At 60.6% G+C, this 19,155-nt stretch carries 21 protein-coding genes and 3 tRNA genes; 15 read left to right on the forward strand and 9 right to left on the reverse strand.

The window, feature by feature from the left end:
- Positions 1–139 precede the first annotated feature (139 nt).
- From KIT08_05250 to KIT08_05265, 4 genes are all read right to left on the reverse strand, one after another.
- Positions 140–805, reverse strand: a complete 666-nt coding sequence (locus KIT08_05250) for a class I SAM-dependent methyltransferase (protein ID UYN90643.1) — start codon at positions 803–805, stop codon at positions 140–142.
- Positions 798–1,724 (reverse strand): flippase-like domain-containing protein, encoded by a 927-nt coding sequence (locus tag KIT08_05255; GenBank protein UYN90644.1) that lies wholly within the window; start codon positions 1,722–1,724, stop codon positions 798–800. Before KIT08_05255 ends, KIT08_05250 begins: the two co-directional genes overlap by 8 nt.
- Positions 1,717–2,487 (reverse strand): class I SAM-dependent methyltransferase, encoded by a 771-nt coding sequence (locus tag KIT08_05260; protein UYN90645.1) that lies wholly within the window; start codon positions 2,485–2,487, stop codon positions 1,717–1,719. Before KIT08_05260 ends, KIT08_05255 begins: the two co-directional genes overlap by 8 nt.
- Before the next feature lie 97 nt (positions 2,488–2,584).
- Positions 2,585–3,502: a glycosyltransferase family 2 protein gene (locus KIT08_05265; protein UYN90646.1), complete on the reverse strand. Its 918-nt coding sequence runs from the start codon at positions 3,500–3,502 to the stop codon at positions 2,585–2,587.
- Positions 3,503–3,581: 79 nt separating this feature from the next.
- Between KIT08_05265 and KIT08_05270 the strand changes: the two genes are divergently transcribed.
- Positions 3,582–4,139 carry a PadR family transcriptional regulator gene (locus tag KIT08_05270; GenBank protein ID UYN90647.1) on the forward strand — a complete coding sequence of 186 codons (558 nt, stop codon included), beginning with the start codon at positions 3,582–3,584 and terminating at the stop codon, positions 4,137–4,139.
- 38 nt (positions 4,140–4,177) lie between these two features.
- Positions 4,178–4,807, forward strand: a complete 630-nt coding sequence (locus KIT08_05275) for a GyrI-like domain-containing protein (protein UYN90648.1) — start codon at positions 4,178–4,180, stop codon at positions 4,805–4,807.
- A gap of 4 nt (positions 4,808–4,811) precedes the next feature.
- On the opposite strand, the gene KIT08_05280 is transcribed toward KIT08_05275, so the two are convergent.
- Entirely contained in the window at positions 4,812–5,855 is a 1,044-nt protein-coding gene (locus KIT08_05280) for a hypothetical protein (GenBank protein ID UYN90649.1), read from the reverse strand.
- A gap of 5 nt (positions 5,856–5,860) precedes the next feature.
- On the reverse strand, positions 5,861–6,607 hold the full coding sequence (locus tag KIT08_05285) for a methyltransferase domain-containing protein (GenBank protein ID UYN90650.1): 747 nt from the start codon (positions 6,605–6,607) through the stop codon (positions 5,861–5,863).
- A 9-nt stretch (positions 6,608–6,616) separates the two neighbouring features.
- On the opposite strand from KIT08_05285, the gene KIT08_05290 reads away from it, so the two are divergent.
- The 5 genes from KIT08_05290 to KIT08_05310 all read left to right on the forward strand — a co-directional run bounded on the left by KIT08_05290 (position 6,617) and on the right by KIT08_05310 (position 9,439).
- Positions 6,617–8,236, forward strand: a complete 1,620-nt coding sequence (locus KIT08_05290) for a tRNA uridine(34) 5-carboxymethylaminomethyl modification radical SAM/GNAT enzyme Elp3 (protein UYN90651.1) — start codon at positions 6,617–6,619, stop codon at positions 8,234–8,236.
- Positions 8,237–8,320: 84 nt separating this feature from the next.
- Positions 8,321–8,767 carry a hypothetical protein gene (locus KIT08_05295; GenBank protein UYN90652.1) on the forward strand — a complete coding sequence of 149 codons (447 nt, stop codon included), beginning with the start codon at positions 8,321–8,323 and terminating at the stop codon, positions 8,765–8,767.
- Between the two features lie 180 nt (positions 8,768–8,947).
- Positions 8,948–9,020: transfer RNA gene (locus KIT08_05300), tRNA-Phe, on the forward strand.
- A 194-nt stretch (positions 9,021–9,214) separates the two neighbouring features.
- Positions 9,215–9,287, forward strand: a tRNA-Gly gene (locus KIT08_05305).
- An 81-nt stretch (positions 9,288–9,368) separates the two neighbouring features.
- Positions 9,369–9,439: transfer RNA gene (locus KIT08_05310), tRNA-Cys, on the forward strand.
- Between the two features lie 87 nt (positions 9,440–9,526).
- Here the strand turns inward: KIT08_05310 and rnhA are convergent.
- Positions 9,527–9,958 (reverse strand): ribonuclease HI, encoded by a 432-nt coding sequence (gene rnhA, locus KIT08_05315; protein ID UYN90653.1) that lies wholly within the window; start codon positions 9,956–9,958, stop codon positions 9,527–9,529.
- An 89-nt stretch (positions 9,959–10,047) separates the two neighbouring features.
- Between rnhA and KIT08_05320 the strand changes: the two genes are divergently transcribed.
- The 5 genes from KIT08_05320 (at position 10,048) to KIT08_05340 (ending at position 14,164) form a co-directional block, all read left to right on the forward strand.
- The gene (locus KIT08_05320; protein UYN90654.1) at positions 10,048–10,734 is read left to right on the forward strand and encodes a hypothetical protein; all 687 of its coding nucleotides are present in this window, start codon (positions 10,048–10,050) and stop codon (positions 10,732–10,734) included.
- Between the two features lie 70 nt (positions 10,735–10,804).
- The gene (locus KIT08_05325) at positions 10,805–11,584 is read left to right on the forward strand and encodes an energy-coupling factor transporter transmembrane protein EcfT (GenBank protein UYN90655.1); all 780 of its coding nucleotides are present in this window, start codon (positions 10,805–10,807) and stop codon (positions 11,582–11,584) included.
- Complete coding sequence (locus KIT08_05330) at positions 11,581–12,399, forward strand: ATP-binding cassette domain-containing protein (protein ID UYN90656.1); 819 nt, start codon at positions 11,581–11,583, stop codon at positions 12,397–12,399. Before KIT08_05325 ends, KIT08_05330 begins: the two co-directional genes overlap by 4 nt.
- Entirely contained in the window at positions 12,396–13,214 is an 819-nt protein-coding gene (locus KIT08_05335; protein UYN90657.1) for an ATP-binding cassette domain-containing protein, read from the forward strand. The genes KIT08_05330 and KIT08_05335 overlap by 4 nt, the downstream gene beginning before the upstream one ends.
- Positions 13,190–14,164 carry a carbohydrate kinase family protein gene (locus tag KIT08_05340; GenBank protein ID UYN90658.1) on the forward strand — a complete coding sequence of 325 codons (975 nt, stop codon included), beginning with the start codon at positions 13,190–13,192 and terminating at the stop codon, positions 14,162–14,164. The genes KIT08_05335 and KIT08_05340 overlap by 25 nt, the downstream gene beginning before the upstream one ends.
- Positions 14,165–14,218: 54 nt before the next feature.
- Here KIT08_05340 and dnaA read toward each other — a convergent pair whose 3' ends face one another.
- Entirely contained in the window at positions 14,219–15,619 is a 1,401-nt protein-coding gene (dnaA, locus tag KIT08_05345; GenBank protein ID UYN90659.1) for a chromosomal replication initiator protein DnaA, read from the reverse strand.
- A gap of 297 nt (positions 15,620–15,916) precedes the next feature.
- Positions 15,917–16,291: a hypothetical protein gene (locus KIT08_05350; protein ID UYN90660.1), complete on the reverse strand. Its 375-nt coding sequence runs from the start codon at positions 16,289–16,291 to the stop codon at positions 15,917–15,919.
- Between the two features lie 230 nt (positions 16,292–16,521).
- On the opposite strand from KIT08_05350, the gene KIT08_05355 reads away from it, so the two are divergent.
- The 3 genes from KIT08_05355 to KIT08_05365 are packed head-to-tail and all read left to right on the forward strand — an operon-like array spanning position 16,522 to position 19,155.
- Positions 16,522–17,103 carry an ECF transporter S component gene (locus tag KIT08_05355; GenBank protein ID UYN90661.1) on the forward strand — a complete coding sequence of 194 codons (582 nt, stop codon included), beginning with the start codon at positions 16,522–16,524 and terminating at the stop codon, positions 17,101–17,103.
- Positions 17,093–17,443 (forward strand): hypothetical protein, encoded by a 351-nt coding sequence (locus KIT08_05360; GenBank protein UYN90662.1) that lies wholly within the window; start codon positions 17,093–17,095, stop codon positions 17,441–17,443. The genes KIT08_05355 and KIT08_05360 overlap by 11 nt, the downstream gene beginning before the upstream one ends.
- 8 nt (positions 17,444–17,451) lie before the next feature.
- Complete coding sequence (locus KIT08_05365) at positions 17,452–19,155, forward strand: ABC transporter ATP-binding protein (protein UYN90663.1); 1,704 nt, start codon at positions 17,452–17,454, stop codon at positions 19,153–19,155.

Raw genomic sequence — 19,155 nt, forward strand, 5'->3', positions numbered from 1 at the left:
GGGTGTCAAATTCATTGCCATTAAAATCGGCTTGGGCGTAGGCCCAAACGCCCGCCGCTATCGCCCCCAGGCCCAGAAGCAGCAGCTCCCCCCAGGAAACATTGCCAAAGACTGGCTTTCTAAGCACACTCACGATGCGCTACTCCGCCAGCCTGTAGCGCTCCACCGAGAACAAGCACAGTGGCCCCGGCAGAGGCAGCTGCGAGCGCTGCTCTAGCACGAACCCAGCCGCCTCAATCGCCTTGCGGATCTCGAAAATATCACGGACGTGATAATCCCCGGAAAAACCAGACACCTTGCGAGCCAGCTTGTATATTTTGTTCTCGGTGGGGCCGGATACAACCAACCTTCCCTCATGGCCAAGCTTCTGACGAAACGTGGTCAACAAAGCAGGCAGGTCAGAAACATGTTCTAAAACTTCGAGAGCCGTGATATTGTCCAGGCTCCGATCGGCAACCTGGCTTACCCATGTCTGACTGTCATAGAGCTTTACATCGGTGCGCCCATGGTGCGCCAGCATTCCTTCTGCAGGCCAGAGCTCAAGGTCCACTCCAATATAAGAACGTCCGTCATTCGGCAGCTGCAAAAACAAAATGCCCGCCCCGCAGCCAAAGTCAAGCAAGCTGGCGCCCTCTTCCAGGTTCAGGAAGCTGATCGCTTCTCGCATGCGCCTGCCTACGATCCAGCGGATGAGGGGGTTGGGATGCAAATAGGAGGGAGCCGCCATCTCAAGCAAGGTCTCTTGAGAGCGGTTGTACAGCTTCCTGAGATGCTCGGCGTCGTAAGTGATTTTGCTGTTAAGCATTTTTTTGAGGTGGTCTTCGCCAAGGCCCCGAAAAATAAAAATATAACATAAGCTCCCCCAGCGACCACAGTAGCCGCGAGAGGATCGCCGCAGGATACAAGATCGGCGCGGCCACTGCGCCCCCGGCCAGCAAAACCAGGCTTGCTTCTCGAACGCCGACTCCGCCCGGTGAGAGAAACACGACAAAGCCAAGCAACCATGAGATTGCAAAAGAGGCGATCGAAACCAACGCAATGTCAGCACCCGGTGGCACGCCCAGGGCCAGCAAGGTCATATAAAAGGCCGCGCCCGCCAGCACCCACCCGGCGCTGGCCACGGCGAGCGAAAGCGTCGCCTTCCATGCAGCTGCGCCGAGCGTAATGGGTTCACTGCTTGCAAGCCGCCATTTCTCCGGCAGCCGGGCCAAGGCCCCCGGCGGTTTCAGCAAGATCAACATGGCAACCCAGCCCAGCACTACCCCGCCTGCCGCGATCCAGCGCAGGTCCACAATCGCAATATCACTGGCAAGCGATCCCAACACCAGTGCACCGCTGCATAATGCCAGCGTCTCATACAGGATCGCGCCTGCGGTGACTTGATTTGAAAAGCCTCGCTGCTTGAGTAATAAGCCCTTGGCAGGGAAGGCCCAGATGCCGCCAGGCAAATATTTGGCCGGTTGTGAAAGGAAAAAAATCCTTGCAGCCTCCAGAAAAGTAAAAGTCTTCTGCTGGCTGGCCAGCCAAACCCAAAGCGGCCCAGGCAGCACCAGCAGGCAGCCCATCTGAACCAGCATGACTCCCGCCATCCAGCCCCAGCGCAGCTCGGCCAGCACCGGCTGGATGCGCGGCCACTGCTGCACCGCGCCATACAACACCAGGCCCAGGATCACAAGACCAAAGCCAATTTGAAGGTGCGCAGACCAGCGTGTGCGCCTAAACATTCGCAGGTTTTCTCGCATCCACCGTCATGATGTCAAAGAGATTGACCGAGAAGCGAAAGCGCCCCAGCTTAACCCTCCGCAAAAGCGGCTGCACGCGCTCGCTCAATCGCGGGCTCACCAGCCGCGCCGCCTTCTCCAGCATGAAGTCGAGCGGAACCACCTTGCCGGGATACCTGACATGGATCTCGGTAAACCCCGCTGTCCGCAGATAGCGTTCAATGGTTTTGCGGGAGAAGAAGTACGTATGAAAGGGCGGGATCATGAGGTGCCAGAAGCGGCCCATCAGCCTGCTCGCCAGGCTTTCCACATCGCCTGTGCTCAAAACCAAATAGCCGCCAGGCGTTAGATATTCAAAGGCCTTGCGCAACACGGTAGCGGGGTCTTCTACATGCTCGATCAGGTCCCACATCGTGATCAGGTCAAACTTGGCCGGGCTGTACTCCAGCGCGGAGAAACTGCCGACCTTCAAATCCTCCAGGCCGCGGCGGCGGGCCACATCGATCGCATATGCAGAAATGTCCGTGCCATGCAATTCCTGCGCAAACCCGCGCCCGGCCAGCAGGAACTCGCCCGTGGCACAGCCCACATCCAGCCAGGCCTGTACGCCGATGCCCGGCAGGGCCATGATCTGGCTCACGCGGTCGCGCCCATTGACCATGCTGGGGCTGTTATCGGCGGCATCAAATTTTGAAGAAGACCCGAAAAATTTATCTGAGTAAAGCTGCGCCAAATCTTCGGGAGTGGGCAGCTTGCCCACATACACAAGCCCGCAAACTCTGCACTTGTAGATCGAGTAACCGCTACGATTGTAAAGAAAAGCGATCCGAGCGGCTTCACCGCACAGATTGCAGGGGCGCGGGCTATCTGCCATTTTTGCTGGACATGATCTGGAGGTTGGTGATCTGCTCAGCGATCAAACCCAGCAGGAACACTAAAACCGATATGGAAAAGAACAAGGCGCCGGAGTTCGGGATAAAGAGCCTTTGCAGCGAGATGGATGCATACCCAGTAGACGCTAGAGCGGTTAATAGGAACAGCATCGCAACCGGCAGGAAGATCTGCAGAGGCTCAAAGAGCACGATGATCTTGAGAATGATCATCATAAAGCGCCAGCCGTCTTTCACAATGGCTATCTTGCTTTGCCCCTGGTTTCTTGGCTTAACTTGAACAGGCAGATATTTGACGTTGTATCCCGCTTTAAGGAAGACTAGAGTGCTGGTTGTGGGATAAGAAAAGCGCGCCGGCAGCAGATCAATGTAGGGGACGATCGCCTCGCGCCGGAAGGCGCGAAAACCAGAAGTAAGGTCCTGTATCTTAAAGCCGGTTAGCTTGCTGGCAAACTGATTGAAGATCCAGTTTCCCAGCTTACGAGTCGGTGGGCTCTTGTAGCTTTCTGTCCGCGCCCCCACCACAAGATCGTATTCCCCGATTGCATCGTACAGATGCAGCAGATCAGCCACATCATGCTGGCCGTCTGCATCCATGCATACGACCACGCGCCCCTTCGCGGCCCGCAAGCCGGTTTTGACTGCGCTTCCATTTCCTTTGTTGTAGGGGTGTCTGATCACGATCAGCTCAGGAAATTCCTGTTTTACAAGCTCAGCCTTCTCAGCTGTAGCATCCTGCGAACCGTCATCCACCAGGATCGTCTCAAAAGGCAGCTTGCTTTTTCGCAGCTCACTCAGAAGACGCTGAAGCAACTCGGCCATTACTTCAGCCTCGTTATAGGCGGGCAGCACGACGCTCAACTCTAATTCGGCCTTTTTAAGCAATTCCATGCAAGAGATTATAAGTCCAACCGTATTAGACGATAACTATCTGTATAGCAATGGTATAATATTTTAGTTCTAGGATATTATGACAAACGCAGAGCTCGCCATCCTCGGCCTGATCGCCGAAGCCCCTCGCCACGGCTACGAGATCGAGCAAGTGCTCGAGCAGCGCAACATGCGCCGCTGGGCCGATATTGGCTTCTCCTCCATTTACTACCTGCTCAGCAAGCTCGAGAAAAAAGGCTGGATCCGCAGTGAAATGCAGCCCGCCGTGGGCAAAGGCCCGGCCCGCCGGGTCTACCGCATCCTGCCCAGCGGGCAGGATGCCTGGTACCAGGCCACCCTGGCCGCCCTCGGCGGCCCCGGCCAAGCCAATACCGCCTTCCTCGTGGGCCTGGCGGGCTTACCCGGCATCCGCCCGCAGGATGCGGTGGCCGCCTTGCGCCAGTACCGCCGCCACGTGCTCGAACGCATTCAGGAGGTGGAGCAGGCCTGGCAGGGGGCCGAGAACCTGCCCGCCTTTCTGCAGGGCATGTTCGAGTACAGTGCCAACACCCTCCAAACCGAGCTCGATTGGCTCGACCGTTACATTCCGCGCTTTGAAAGCCAGGTCACCGAGCAGGACGACGAAGAAGATATGTAACTTTTTTGCAGCAAACCACTATTGTGTGCAGGGATACCATGGAAAAACTGGACCTCAAAAAAGAATACAAGCACCTCTACAACCCAAGCGCCAAACAGGTCTCGCTGGTCACTGTGCCGCGTTTCAACTTCATCATGATCGACGGCGTCATCCCACCCAACGTCAAAGTGGATGATGCGCCGGATTATCAGAACGCGGTCGAAGCGCTCTACAGCCTCTCGTACACCATCAAATTCATGTGCAAGAAGCGCAAGACGGATCCCATCGACTACGCCGTGATGCCGCTCGAAGGACTATGGTGGAGCAAGAGCAGCCACGAGGAATTCACCCCCAACCGAAAAGACACTTGGTACTTCACCGCCATGATCATGCAGCCCAGCCCGGTCACCAAAGCCATCTTCGCCGAAGGTGTGGAGGCCGTGCGCGCCAAGAAGAACCCGGCTATGCTGGACGCGGCCCGCTTCGAAGCCTTTGCCGAGGGCAAAGCCGTGCAGGTCATGCACCTCGGGCCATATGCTGACGAGCCGGCCACTATTGCGCGCATGGTGGCCTTCAGCGACGAGCAGGGCTTCAAGCCCAACGGCAAACATCATGAGATCTACCTGGGCGACCCGCGCCGCACCGCCCCCAGCAAGCTCAAGACCGTGCTGCGGCATCCGGTGAAGTAACTCGTTACACTTTCAATTCACCAAAGCGCTTAAGCACATACAACGCGTCGGCCGTGACCCACTCGTTCATCTTTTTTGTGCTGGTGCCGCCCCAACCGACATAGTCGGTGCCCAGGCCTATCTGGTTGGATACTTTGGTGTAGTACTTGCTTTCCGCCGGCCAGCCGCCCGCCAGCAGCTCTTTGCTCTTCAGCAGCATTAGCGCGTCTTGCAGGCGCGCGTCTTTAGTGACGCCAATCTCAGCGAACACTTTCAGCGCGCCCAGAATGTCGTAGTGCCAGTACAGCGGATAGTGCAGCTTGGTGAACTCCTCGCGGATCACCGCACCGTCGCGGGCGCGCTTGTACAGCCTGCGCGTCAGGAACACTTCTGTGGCGCGGGCCACAGCCTGTTTGGCTTTTTTGTCGCCGGTGCGCTGGGCATACAGGTGCAACCCGCGCATAGCCCACAGGGTATGAATGAAGGTCGAAGTATCGGCATCAGGGTCTTTGTCGCAGTTCCAGCCGCCATCCGGCCATTGCCAGTACAAGAGACGCTCGGCCAGTTGGTGAATGCGTTCATCCTCCAACCCTAACGCCAGCACGACGTACAAAGCGTTGCCCTGCTGCGAGGCGCAAGTGCGATGGCGGCCCTGCATCAGAGGGATGGCCGTTCTTTGTTTCTTGATTGCATCCTGCTTGCTGTCTGCGGTGAACTCACGAAAGAAACGCTCAGCCAACCAAGTGCTCATCACTTCGTCTGCGGTGGGTTGCAGCCACTTCGCGCCACGCGGATAGCCGATATCCGCAAGGGTCATCAGCACCCACTGCGCGCCCTGCCACTTGGCGTAGACGTTGGCTTGCAAGCGCCCTTGGTCATCCACCCGACCCAACAGGGCGGCCACCCGCGGCGAGCCGGCGATCTCCTTCTCCAGCTTGCGAATGGCGGGGCTGTTTCTATCTTCGCCCAGCACATTGACGCGCACCTTCCAGCGGATCGACGCTTCGGCAGAGTTTTGCAATTGGTCAATGAGTTTGGCGCGCTCCATGTTGTCCACCGTATGTTGCAAGCTTACTATTGTTCGCCGTGCGTGGCTTTGCCCCACACCGAATACAGGCTCAGATCCCCTGTGCTACCGTCAGAATAAAACAGATCGCTTACCGTAAAGCTCGCCTCCGCCGCCAACCCCGCCAACTCCTCCTCGCTGAACTGGTGCACATAGCGCAGCGCATGCCCTTCGCGCACGCCGCTGCGCCAGTCCAGCAAATGATCGCCCGCGTCCACCTGGCTCTCGTCCAATCCAGCCGCCGCCCACGACTGCACGCGGGCCGCCAGCTTGGGGCTGCGCATGAACTGCCAGTTGGAATGTACGAAGCGCCCGCCCTCTCTCACCAGAGCACGCACCTGGCGCAGGAACGTCAGCTGCAGCTCGCGCCCCGGGATGTGATGCATCACCGCCATGGCAAGCACGACATCAAATTTGCCGTCCAACGCCGCGGCCCATTCCCCGCTCAGGTCAGCCTGCACAAACTCGGCAGGGTAGCCCGGATACGCCGCCACCCGCTCCCGGGCGGCCGCCAGCAAGCCCTCGCTAAAATCCACACCCACATAGCCGCCTTCGTGTCCGCTGGCCGCCAGCTGCGCCGCCACGCCGCCGTTGCCGCAGCCCAGGTCAAGTATGCGCGCCGAGGGGAGCAGGTCGTTGAGTATTCGCTGGGTGCCCGGTTGCAACCGCCCGCGGGTAGCCGAAAACGCTTCAGCGTGCGTTTGATAGAATTCTTTGTTCAGGGCAACCAATTGCTGCGCTACCGCGGCATCCATGCCCCTATTATGGCCTTACTTACGCCCCAGGAACCCCGCATCCACGCGTGGGAGGAGTCCAAACTCCCCACCCATGAGCGTATGCAACGCGCCCGCCTGATCTTGGAGGAAGTGCGCGCCGGCGCCAACCCACACGAGGCGCTGCGCCGCTACCCGCTGGATGGCGAGGGCGGCGGCTACATCGGCAAACAGTTCCTCGTCGCCGCCTACCGTCAGCTGGTCGCCGCGGGCGAGATGGCCGAAGACCCGGCCCTGTTGCACCGCATCCGCCTCAAACCCATGCGCTCGCTCTCCGGCGTCAGCGTGGTCACCGTGCTCACCAAGCCCTACCCCTGCCCGGGCAAGTGCGTCTTCTGCCCCACCGATGTGCGCATGCCCAAGAGCTACCTGCCAGACGAGCCCGGCGCCATGCGCGCCCTACAACACCAGTTCGACCCGTACGCGCAGGTGCGCTCGCGCCTGGACGCGCTGGAGGCTGTCGGTCACCCCACCGACAAGATCGAGTTCCTGATCCTGGGCGGCACTTGGAGCTCGTATACGCGTGCGTATCAGGAGGAGTTTGTCCTGCGCATGTTCGAGGCGCTGAACGACCAGCCCTTTGCCACGATCGAAGAGGCTCACGCCTACAACGAGACCGCCGCCCACCGCAATGTGGGCCTGGCCATCGAAACCCGGCCCGACCATGTGAACGCGGACGAGATCGCCTGGTTGCGCCGCCTGGGCGTCACCAAGGTGCAGCTCGGTGCGCAAAGTTTTGACGACGGCGTGCTGGAGTTGAACAAGCGCGGCCACACCGCCGCCGAGACCCAGCGCGCCGTAGACCAGCTGCGCGCCGCCGGTTTCAAGATCGTGCTGCATCTGATGCCCAATCTACTGGGCGCCACCCCGCAGACCGACCGTGAGGATTTTGTCAAACTATGGGCCGGTCACAACCCGGACGAATTGAAGATCTATCCCACCCAGCTGCTCGAGAACGCTGAGCTGTACCTGCACTGGCAGCGCGGCGAATACCAGCCCTATACCACCGAAGAACTGGTGGAGTTGCTCGCTGAGCTCAAAGCGAATATCCCAGCATACTGCCGGGTCAACCGCGTCATCCGAGACATCCCTTCCACCAACGTGGTCGAGGGCAACAAGCGCACCAGCCTGCGCATGGATGTGCACCAGCGCATGCACGAACGCGGCCAGCGCTGCCGCTGCATCCGCTGCCGCGAGGTGCGCGGCCGCGCCGTCAACCCCGTCGAGCTGGAATTGCAGGATCTGCCCTACAGCACGCCGCACGCCCACGAGCACTTCCTGTCCTACGTCACGCCGGAGGATAAGCTGGCCGGCTTCCTGCGTCTGTCGCTGCCCGCCGCGGCTGCACCGCATACTGGCTTGGATGAGTTAGCCGGGGCGGCCTTGGTACGCGAGGTGCATGTCTACGGCCAATCGCTCGAGGTTGGCGCCGAGCAGACCGGCGCGGCCCAGCACATTGGCCTGGGCACCCAGCTGCTCGCCCATGCCGAAGGCATAGCACGCCAGGCGGGTTACCCGCGCATGGCCATCATCGCCGCGGTGGGCACGCGCCGCTATTACGCCGGCCGCGGCTACCGCCTGCAAGGCACCTACATGGTGAAGGAGTTGTAGCCATGCCTCTTCACGCTCTCCCCACGCCGCTCTATTTCTTTCAGCTTTTCTTTCTACTGTCCTCAGCCGCCTTTCTTGGTTTCTATGTCCTTTCCTAACCTGCTCGTCTCGGCCCGCGGCGTCCCCCTGCTCGGCATCCTGGCCTACTACGCCCTCAAGCTGCTGGGGGTCGAGATCCCGCGCTCGGTGCGCATCGGCCCAGGGTTTGATTTGGTTCACGGCGGGGTCGGCGTGGTCATTCATCCGCGCAGCATGATCGGCGCCAATGTCAAGATCTACCCGGGCGTCACCCTGGGCCGCGCCGATGTGCACCTGCCCGCTACGCAGTCCAAGTTCGAAGGCATCGAGATCGGTGACGAAGCGATCCTCGCCCCCGGCAGCAAAGTGCTGTGCAAAGAGGGCGTACTGAAAGTGGGCCGCGGCACGGTGCTGGGCGCCAACGCGGTGCTACTCCAATCCACGGGCGAAGGCGAAACCTGGGCCGGCCTGCCTGCCAAAAGAGTGGGCACGCGTGATGGCTGGGGTATCTAGTCCGTCATTGCGAGCGAGCAAAGCGAGCGAAGCAATCCGCGAGACGAATTGCGTGCCTGGCTGGGGATTGCTTCGTAGGCGCTGCTACGCAGCGCCGTTCTCGCAAAGACGAAGCAGTCACTTTCTTGACAGGCCACCTGCCCACCTGTACAATCTGCCCTCGCCTCATTTTTGGCAATCGCCGAGGTAGCTCAGTTGGTAGAGCACGCGACTGAAAATCGCGGTGTCGCCGGTTCGATCCCGGCCCTCGGCACCTACGCAAGGGCTAACGCCCTTGCTAAAGGAGAAGCTACTCGCCTCTAGCGAGTAACGCTTCTCCACCCAGCGACAGTAACCGGTTTTGGGTCGGCTTATAGGAGAAAGTGCTCGGCTAACGCCGAGCGACGTTTCTCCAAACGAATAGCACGGTTCACAGCCACACATGAATCGGGCTATAATAGATGTATTGCGGGCGTGGCTCAGTTGGTAGAGCATCTCCTTGCCAAGGAGAAGGTCACGAGTTCGAGTCTCGTCGCCCGCTCAGAAAGAAAAACAGGCCGCTGGCCTGTTTTTCTTTACGGCAATCTTGTCTGCGCGCAGGCGTAGGTATAATGCCCCTTCCGGCGACGTGGCCAAGTGGCAAGGCAAGGGTCTGCAAAACCCTGACCACGGGTTCGAATCCCGTCGTCGCCTCACAGCCAAGCGGCTGGCATTCTGCCAGCCGCTTTTTATTTCCCATACCCGCTGCATGGCGCGCCAGCGCAAAGAAAATCTCACCAGTCAAGCTCGTAGCATAGCGCTACGGGCCAGCCGGTCTACCCGCTCATTCTCGGCGTGGCCAGCGTGGCCGCGCACCCAGCGCCATTCGATCTCATGCTGGCGGATCACCTTGGCCAGCGCCTGCCACAGGTCCACATTGGCCAGCGCGCCGCCCTTGCGCTTCCAACCGCGCGCCACCCAGCCTGGCAGCCATTCGGTGATCCCTTTGCGCAGATATTCTGAATCGGTAAAAAAGTGCACGCGGCTGCCAGCCGGCAACGACTCCAGTGCTTTCAGCGCGGCGGTGAGTTCCATACGATTGTTTGTCGTATGCGCTTCGCTGCCGCTGAGCTCACGTTCATGCCCATCTGAGCGCAGCAAGGCGGCCCAACCGCCGCGGCCGGGGTTGCCTTCGCACGAGCCGTCTGAGAAAATTTCCACAAGCGTTGTCATCTTGGGCGGCATTCTATCAGTTACAGGTTGCGCTTTTTCGTATAATGGCGGGGAGTTCGTCGTTTTATCTACTAAGGAGTAATGAACGAATGAATAGTTTTCGCAAGGAATTCACAACGCTCAGCATTACATTGATGGCCATTGGCATCGGCATCAACCTGGCGGTCGGCACGATTGTGCTGCGCCTTGGCCTGCCGCTGTACCTTGACTCCATCGGTACTGTGCTGGTGGGCGCCCTCGTCGGCCCGTGGGCTGGCGCTGCCACCGGCTTCCTCTCCAATCTGGTGTGGACGCTAACCGGCCTGTTCCCGCAGGCGTTCGCCTGGGCTGGCGTGGCCGCCATCATCGGCGCGCTGGCAGGCGTGTTCGCCCGCTCCGGATGGTTCAACACCTTTGGTAAGGCTGCCCTGGCCGGCATCATCACCGGCATCCTGTCGGCCGTGCTCTCGGCCCCCATCGCCACTTACGTCTTTGGTGGCGTGGTGGGCGCAGGTACCGATGCGCTGGTGGCTGCCTTCCGGGCCGCTGGTCTGGATGCGCTGCTCTCCAACGTGGCTCAGGGCACCTTCTCTGACCCGCTGGACAAGCTGGTGACCTTCCTCATCGTCTGGTCGCTGCTGTTGGCGCTGCCAGTGCGCGAGAAGGCTCGCTTCGGCAACCTGCCGATGGCCGCCGGCCGCCCACTGCAGGGCAAGACCCGCCGCCCAGCCGGCAGCAAAACGGCTGCCAAGAAGGCGACGAAAAAGGCCGCCCGCAAGAAGACGGCCCGCCGCTAATTCATAGCAAGGTTTCTAAACAATGGCCCGCACATGCGGGCCATTGTTTTTAAGGTGGTTTAATCGGCGCATGCGTGGCGGCAGTATCTACATCGAGCGCTCCAGTGGCCTGCACCGGCTGCACCCGCTCACCAAGGTGGCGCTCACGGCGCTGTGCTTTGCCAGCGCCGCTGCGCTGCCCAGCTTGCCCTGGCTGCTGGGCCTGTTCGTGGTGCTGCTACTGCCTCTGGCCATCTGGGGGCGGTTAACCGGCTCCTTCCTAAAATCCTGCTTGCTGGTCGTTGGGCCTTTCCTTATCTCACTCACCATCATCCAGGGCTTTTTCAGCGGCGGGGAAACGATCCTGTTCCGGCTTGGGCGCTTCGCCTTCACGCAAGAGGGATTGCTGGCCGGTCTCACCTTCGCCGCCCGCCTATTGGTGGCGCTGGGCGGCACGCTGCTGCTGATGCAGAGCACGCCGCAAGCTCAGCTGATGCAAGCCCTGACCGAGCGCGGCTTCCCGCCGCGCATTGCCTACGTTGTGCTTACCGCCATCCAGATCTTTCCCAGCTTTCAGGACCGCGCCCAGGTGATCATTGACGCGCAGCAAGCCCGCGGCCTGGAGTTGCAGAGCGGCCTGCTCAGCCGCGCCCGGCTGCTGCTGCCGATGGTAGGCCCGCTGATCCTGGGCAGCGTGATGGACGTGAGCGAGCGCGCCATGGCGCTGGAGGCGCGCGCCTTCAGCAGCCCGGCGCGCAAGACCAGCCTGCACATCCTGGCAGATAGCAGCAGCCAACGCATTCTGCGCTGGCTGCTGGTGCTGGGCGCCGCCGGCCTGCTGGCCTGGCGGCTGTGGAGCGCCCTGCAATGATCGAGCTCAATAAGCTCAGCTACTGGTACCCCGGCAGCGAGGAGCCGGCTCTGCAGCGCATCTCGCTCAGCATTGCCGAGGGCGAGTTCATCGGCATTGTCGGCGCCAACGGCGCCGGCAAGAGCACGCTGTGCTACGCGCTCAGCGGCTTCGTGCCGCACTTTTTCAACGGGGAACTTGAAGGCAAGCTCACCTTCGACGGCAAGGACATGGCCTCGCTGGACCTGGGCCAGCTGGCTGGCCAGGTGGGGCTGGTGTTCCAAAATCCGTTCAACCAGATCAGTGGAGCACGCTTTACTGTGCGCGAAGAGATCGCATTCGGGCTGGAGAACTTAGGCCTGCCGCGCGGCGAAATGCACGCCCGTATAGACGAAGCGCTTGAACTGGTCAATATTCAAGACCTGGCCGACCGCTCACCGTTCTCGGTCTCCGGTGGCCAACAGCAGCGCATCGCCATCGCCTCCATCCTGGCGATGCAGCCGCGCGTGCTGGTGCTCGACGAGCCCACCTCACAGCTTGATCCTGACGGCACACGAGACGTCTTCACCGCCCTCAGCAAGCTGGTCAGCACGCGCAAGATCACCGTCATTCTGGCAGAGCACAAGCTGGAGTGGCTGGCCACCTTCTGTGACCGCGTGGTGGCGCTGGGCGGCGGCAAATTGCGCGCCGAAGGCAGCCCGCAGGAGGTGCTGAGCTCTGAGCTGATGCTGCGACTGGGCATTGGCCGTACTCAATACAGCGAAGCAGCCGCCCGCCTGCTGCGCCGCAAGCAGCTGCCGGTTACGCTGGAGCAGGCGAAGAAGGCCCTGAAATGAACCTGCGCGTAGAGGGCGTCAGCTTTCGTTACCCTTCGGACGTGCTGGCGCTGGATGGTGTCGATCTCACCATCCCCTCCGGCCAACTACTCACCATCCTGGGCGAGAACGGCGCAGGCAAGACCACCCTGGTCAAGCTGTTCAATGGCTTGCTGCGCCCTACGCAGGGTACAGTCCACATTGGCGATTGGAAGGCTGCCGAGCGCAGCCCGGCCGCCCTGGCCCGCCGGGTGGGCTTCCTGTTCCAGAATCCGGATGACCAGCTGTTCGAACGCACGCTGGCCCGCGAAGTAGCCTACGGGCCGCGCAACCTGGGCGCCAGCGAAGCCGAGGTGCAGCGCCGCGTGGCCAGCGCGCTCAAGCTGGTGGGCCTGCAAGACATGGCCGAGGGTCACCCCTATGACCTGCCCGCCCCGCAGCGCAAGCTGTTGGCGCTGGCGGCCACCATCGCCATGGATACGCCCATCCTGGTATTAGACGAGCCCACTATCGGGCAAGACGAGCTTGGCCGCCGCGCCATCAGCCGCATTCTGACCGATCTGCACAAAATGGGGCGTACGCTGATCATGATCTCGCACGATGTGGATTTTTGCGCTCAACACGCCGAACGCATGGTGGTGATGCTTAATGGCAAAATCCACCTGGATGGCCCACCCGCCGAGGTGTTGCGCCAAACCCAAAAACTGGACGAGGCCGAAGTGGCCCCGCCGCAACTGGTGCGCCTGGCGCAGGCTTTGAAAATGAATGCGACTCCTTTGACAGTTGATCAATTTGTGGACGAATACAAACAATGGCGAAAGAAGAAAAACAAGTGAAACTGAACATTCTTGGCGACCTGATCGCAGACATTGGCATGCGTCTGCAAAAGTTTCCGGTGCAAGCGCGTGACATTCACCGCTTGTCTTATATGGAAGTGGGGCCGGGCGGCGCGTGTAACGTGGCGATCATGGCGTCCCGCTTTGGCGTGGAGGTGGGCGCGCTGGGTGAAGTAGGCGATGATGGCTTCGGCCTGGTGGTGCGCGAGGGGCTGCGCCGCGAAGGAGTGGACGTTGAAAATTTCTTGGTGAGCTCTGAGGCGCATACGCCGGTTGCCGGCGTCATTGTGGATGAAGACAGCGAGCCCGGCTATCTTGGCTATCCAGGCTCATTGCAGCACCGCAGCTTGCTGCCGCAATGGCAAGCCGCCATCCAGAGCGGGGCGGCCTTCTTTGCTGACGGCTGGGCGGAGTATCCCGAAAGCCCGGCGCTGGCGCTGGCCGGCTTTGAAGCCGCCCGCGCCGCCAGCGTGACCACGTTCTTTGACCCCGGCCCCGGAAATCCGGAGATCGATAATAGCTGGCACCTGCAAGCCATCGCGATGAGCAATGTGGTGCTGATGAACCGCCGCGAGGCGTTGCGCCTGACCGGCCTGGAAGATGACGAAGCCGTAGTGCAGGCGCTGCAAAAGATCGGCGCCGAACTGATCCTGCTCAAGCGCGGCGAGCAGGGTCTGCTGGCTGCCCGCGGCGATGAGCGCGTGCAAGCCCCCGGCCTGGATGTGGAAGCCAAAGATGCGACCGGCGCCGGCGATAGCGTGGCGGGCGCCATGATCTATGGCGTATTGCACGGCCTGCCGTTGGAGAAACTGGCCATGCTTGGCAACGCCACCGGCGCGGCCAAGGTGCAGAACATCGGCACCGGGCACAACATGCCAACGCTGCAGCAGATCGCGGTTGTGATGCAACACAACGGCGCAGACCCTGGCGAACATTTACCTCAGCTGTAAACAAAAAAAAGGCGTGGATTTCATCCACGCCTCTTTTTTTGTTTTGGCTCGAACCTAGGCCCGCACCGCAGTGCGCTCGCCGTAGAGCTGGTCGCGCAGGTCACTGACCTGGCGGCGTAAGCGTTCGTCAGTTTCGATCAGGTCGCTGATCTTTTCGTATCCGTGCATCACGGTGGTGTGATCGCGGCCGCCCAGCACTTCGCCGATCGTGGGCAGGGAGAGGCGAGCCTCCTCGCGCAGCAGGTACATCGCCACCTGGCGGGCCAGCGCCACCGGGGCCGAACGATCGCGCGAGAGTAGCTTGTCGAGCGGCTGGTTGAAGGCTTTGGCCACCGCTTCCACAATATTCTCCGGCGAGAGGCTTTGCGGCTCCGGCAGCATATCAGCAAGGGCGCCATCCACCAGACCGGCGGTCAGGGGCACATCCCGCAGGTAGGCGTAGGCCACGATGCGGTTCAGGGCGCCTTCCAGTTCACGGATGTTGGACTGCATGCGTTCAGCGATCACTTCCAGCACTTCGGCGGGCACGGGGCGGCCCAGCTTCTCGGCATTGCTGCGCAGGATAGCCAGGCGGGTCTCGTAATCCGGGGGCTGGATGTCCGCCAGCAGGCCCCATTCGAAGCGGGAGCGCAGGCGCTCTTCCAGGGTCAGAAAGCCCTTCGGAGAGCGGTCAGAGGTGACCACGATCTGCTTGTTCTGGCCGTGGAGGGTATTGAAGGTATGGAAGAACTCTTCCTGGGTGGATTCTTTGCCAGCAATGAACTGGATGTCGTCGATCAGCAGCACATCCGCCGAGCGGTATTTATCCCGGAAGGCCGGAGTGGTCTGGCTGCGGATGGCGCTGATGAGGTCATTGGTGAACTCTTCGGAGGACACGTACAGCACTCGCAGCCCGCGCTGCTGGGCAGCGTAGCCGATGGCGCGCAGCAAATGGGTCTTGCCCAGGCCTACGCGGCCGTAAAGGAACAACGGGTTGTAGGATTTGCCCGGGGTCTCGGCCACGGACATGGACGCGGCGTGGGCCAGGCGGTTGCCAGAGCCTACGACAAAATTCTCAAAGGTATAGCGGGAGTTGATGCCGAACTGCGGGCCAGCCAGCGGTTCAGCCTCAATGCTGACGGCGGGTGCGTCCTCGGTCTGCGTGATATCGGCGGGCGGCGCTTCGCTCACGGCCTCACGCATCGTGGGTTGGGCGGGCACGGCCTGCTCCTTGGTCCACACTACAAAGCGCACTTCCACGCTGCGGTTCATGATGCCAGTCAGCATGCGCGTCACGGTGCTCTTCAGGCGACTTTCCAGCCAGTCACGCGCGTAGGCGTTGTTGACGCCAACAACAAAAGAGCCGTCTTCATAGGCCACAAACTCTGCTTCGCGCACCCAGGTGTCAAAGGTGCTCTTCGGCATTTCAACTTGCAACTGCCCCAGGGCAGCTTGCCAGGCGTGGCTTGCGTTCAACGGCTCTCCTCTCTCTCAGCTCGTCTCACACGTAGACGAAAAAGAAGGCTCTGTATGTGCTCCAGAGCTTTCTAGTATTTTGTGTTCAGCTATACATGGTAAAGATAAATTGCTGTCCCGCGTGTGAGATACGCTGAGGGGCGGCATTGTAACAAAAGCCCTATGCAGGTCAAGGATTTTTGCCGTTGAATCACCTACAAAAACCTAAAAGAATCATATTCTTTAAGAGTGAGTTGATTCGCTCGCTTTTTAAAATTTCGTTCGCGCTTTCTATGTTTATCACCGCATTCAGAAGCTTCACAGCATACCCACACATGGGGGTAGCCCACCACGCGCCCCAACGCGTGGTGCAAATCGGCCTTGCGGCTCTAAAGTATCCCTGTTGCGACGAAGTACCTTAATATTTTTTGTGAAACAAAGGCTTGCAATCTTCACTAGGCAACTTACAGGTTTATGAATCGCTTTTTTTTGGAGGAATCGAGCAACCCTGAGCATAAATATGGTGATCATTTCTTTCTTTGAATGGAGAGTTCGTACTCTTGTTACAGAATCTTCTTGACGAGGATTTTGGCAATCGTGTGTTGCAGGATGGCAAGCTTTGTTTTGCTCGGCCCCAACAAGCGCGATCGCTCGTTTAATAGTTTCAACGCGGGCGAAAATTATCTTGAGCATGGGGTCTAGATTCTGGCTAGACCCGGCACTATAGTTTGGCAATCAGTAGCCGCCTAGCTCCTGCGGCTCTTAACATCAGAAACTGCAGGCCGGGCTTCCCCCGGCCTGCAAAGTGCCTGATCGCCCCTGAGGGACACCAAGGAATTCATCCTACGCGCTTTTTCCAGACCGCGTCAACGCGGCTGGAAAGTGGTACAACTTGCCTGCAGCAAGGGAAAGGTAGTTAGTAAATGGCTAAAAAGTCTTCTACATGGAGCACGCGCGACCTGCTGGTCACCATCGTGATTGGCCTGGCTTTCGGTGTGCTGCTGATCCCGGTAACCTGGGCATACGCCGGCCTGTTGAGCGCTGGCGGCATCTTCACCCGCGCCATCTTGGGCGGCCTGTATTTCCTGCCGGCTGCCTTTGCCGCCTATGTGATGCGCAAGCCGGGCGCCACCATGCTAGCCAGCATCCTCAGCGCGCTGCCCTCCATGCTGGGCCCATACAGCCTGATCGTACTTATGATCGGCGGGCTGATCGGCCTGGTGGGCGAGCTGTTCGTATGGCTGCTGACCCGCTACAAGAACTTCAGTACGCCGCGCATGCTGTGGCTGGGCATGGCCTCCGGCATCACGGTCTACCTGCTCATCCTCGGCTCCATGCTGCGCACCACCGCATTTGAACCCAGCATCCTGCTGATCGCGGCGGTCGTGTCCGCCGTCGTATTTTCCGCCTGCTCGCTGGTGGCGCGCTACCTGGCCAACTCGGTAGTCAAGACTGGCGTGCTGGCCAATACCGCCCTGGGAGAAACCACCGCGGATGAAATCTAAGCCGATGCAGTCCAGCCAGACTAATGGGCTTGTAGCCCCCACGCCTGAACAGGTCAAAGGCAGTGACCGCAGCATGGCGGGCTACCTGGTGTTCGTAGCCATCCGCTGTACGCTGCAGTACATCGTGTTGCCCTTTGTGCTGCCCTTCGTGGGGCTGAGCGGCTCGGTCTCGCTGCTCATCAGCGTCATCATCGATGTGGTTGCCCTCAGTGTGATCCTCTACAACATCTACCGCCTGTGGAACACATCATGGCGCTGGCGCTACATTGCGCTGAGCGTGCTCATGATCGGCATTCTGGCCGTCTTCATGGTTGAAGATATCCGCCTGTTCCTGGCTTAAGTTCGTAGATGTCGATTATTGAGATCCGCGCGCTGACCGTCAAATACGCGCGGCGCAAACTCGCGGCCATCAACCAGCTCAACCTGAATGTGCAGCAGGGCGAAACCCTGCTGCTGCTCGGCCCGTCCGGCTCCGGCAAGAGCACCCTGGCGCTCACCCTCAACGGCCTGCTGCCGCAGGCAGTGGGGGAGCTGCGCGAGGGCAATGTACGCGTAGGCGGCCTCGATACGCAGGAGCACAGCGTGGCCGACCTTGCACAGCAGGTCGGCATTCTGTTCCAGGATCCTGACGCCCAATTCGCCACCCTCAAGGTCGAAGACGAGATCGTCTTCGGCCTGGAGAACCTGGGCCAGGACCCCCGAACAATGGAAGCGCGCATCCAGCAAGTGCTCACCGATGTGGGCGTGCTGGCGTTGCGCGACCGCCCCGTCTCGGCCCTCTCCGGGGGCGAAAAGCAGCGCGTGGCCCTGGCCTCGCTGCTGGCGATGCAGCCGGAGATCCTGGTCTTCGACGAGCCCACCGCCAACCTCGACTCGATGGGCACCCAGCAGGTCTTTGCCCTGCTGGCCGAACTCAAATCACGCAGCAAGCATACGCTGGTGTTGATTGAGCACAAGCTCGATGAGCTGATGCACTTGATTGACCGCGTGGTAGTGCTGAATCCACAAGGCGGCATCCTGGCCGACGGCCCACCGCGCTTGGTCTTTGACGAATACGGCCCGGCTTTGCAGGAAATGGGCGTATGGATGCCGCAAGTGGCCGTGCTGGCGCACGAGCTGCGCCGCCGCGGGCGGGAGCTACCCCTGTTCCCGATCACACTGGGAGAAGCGGTGCGCGCTTTCCGAGGCTGGGTAGCGGGCTCGGTGGCGGCTGCGCCGCAGCCGGCGCAAAGCCGCAGCCCGGCCGCGCCGGCGCTCGAGGTCAAAAACCTCACCTTTGCCTACGGCCATCTCGAAGCCCTGCATGATGTTTCGGTAAAGGTCAACCAGGGCGATTTTCTGGCCATCGTCGGCGCCAATGGCGCCGGCAAGACCACCCTGGCCAAGCACCTGATGGGCATCCTGCGCCCGCCGGTGGGCAGCATTGGCCTACACGGCGAAGAATTCACCAGCATTCCCGCCAAGCAGCTTGCCCGGCGGATTGGCTACGTCTTCCAAAACCCTGAGCACCAGTTCGTCACCGAAACCGTCTGGGATGAAGTGGCGTATGGTTTGCGCGTCATGCACGAGCCCGAAGATGTCATCGCCCACAAGACCCAGGAGCTACTCGAGACCTTTGGCTTGTGGCGTTACGCCAAGGCCAATCCCTTCACCCTGAGCTACGGCGAGAAACGCCGCCTCAGTGTGGCCAGCATGCTGGCCCTGGGGCAGGACGTACTGATCCTGGACGAGCCCACCTTCGGGCAGGATGAACGCAACGCTACCGCTCTGCTCAAGATCCTGCGCGGGCTCAACCAGCAGGGCAAGACCGTCATCGTCATCACGCATGATATGCGCCTGGTGCTGGAGAACGCCAACCGCGTCGTGGCGATGAGCGCCGGCAAAGTACTGTTTGACGGCACCCCGGCTGAGCTGGCCGGCTTGCCGCAGCTGCTCTCTGAAGCGCGCCTGACCCTGCCGCCGCTGGCGCGGCTTTCCGCCCTGCTGGCCACCGAGCACCCGCACCTGCGCAGCGTGCTCACCATGGCCGACTACATCGCGCTGAGCCAATAG

This window comes from Anaerolineales bacterium (genome assembly GCA_025808555.1).
Classification (GTDB): domain Bacteria; phylum Chloroflexota; class Anaerolineae; order Anaerolineales; family UBA11579; genus JAMCZK01.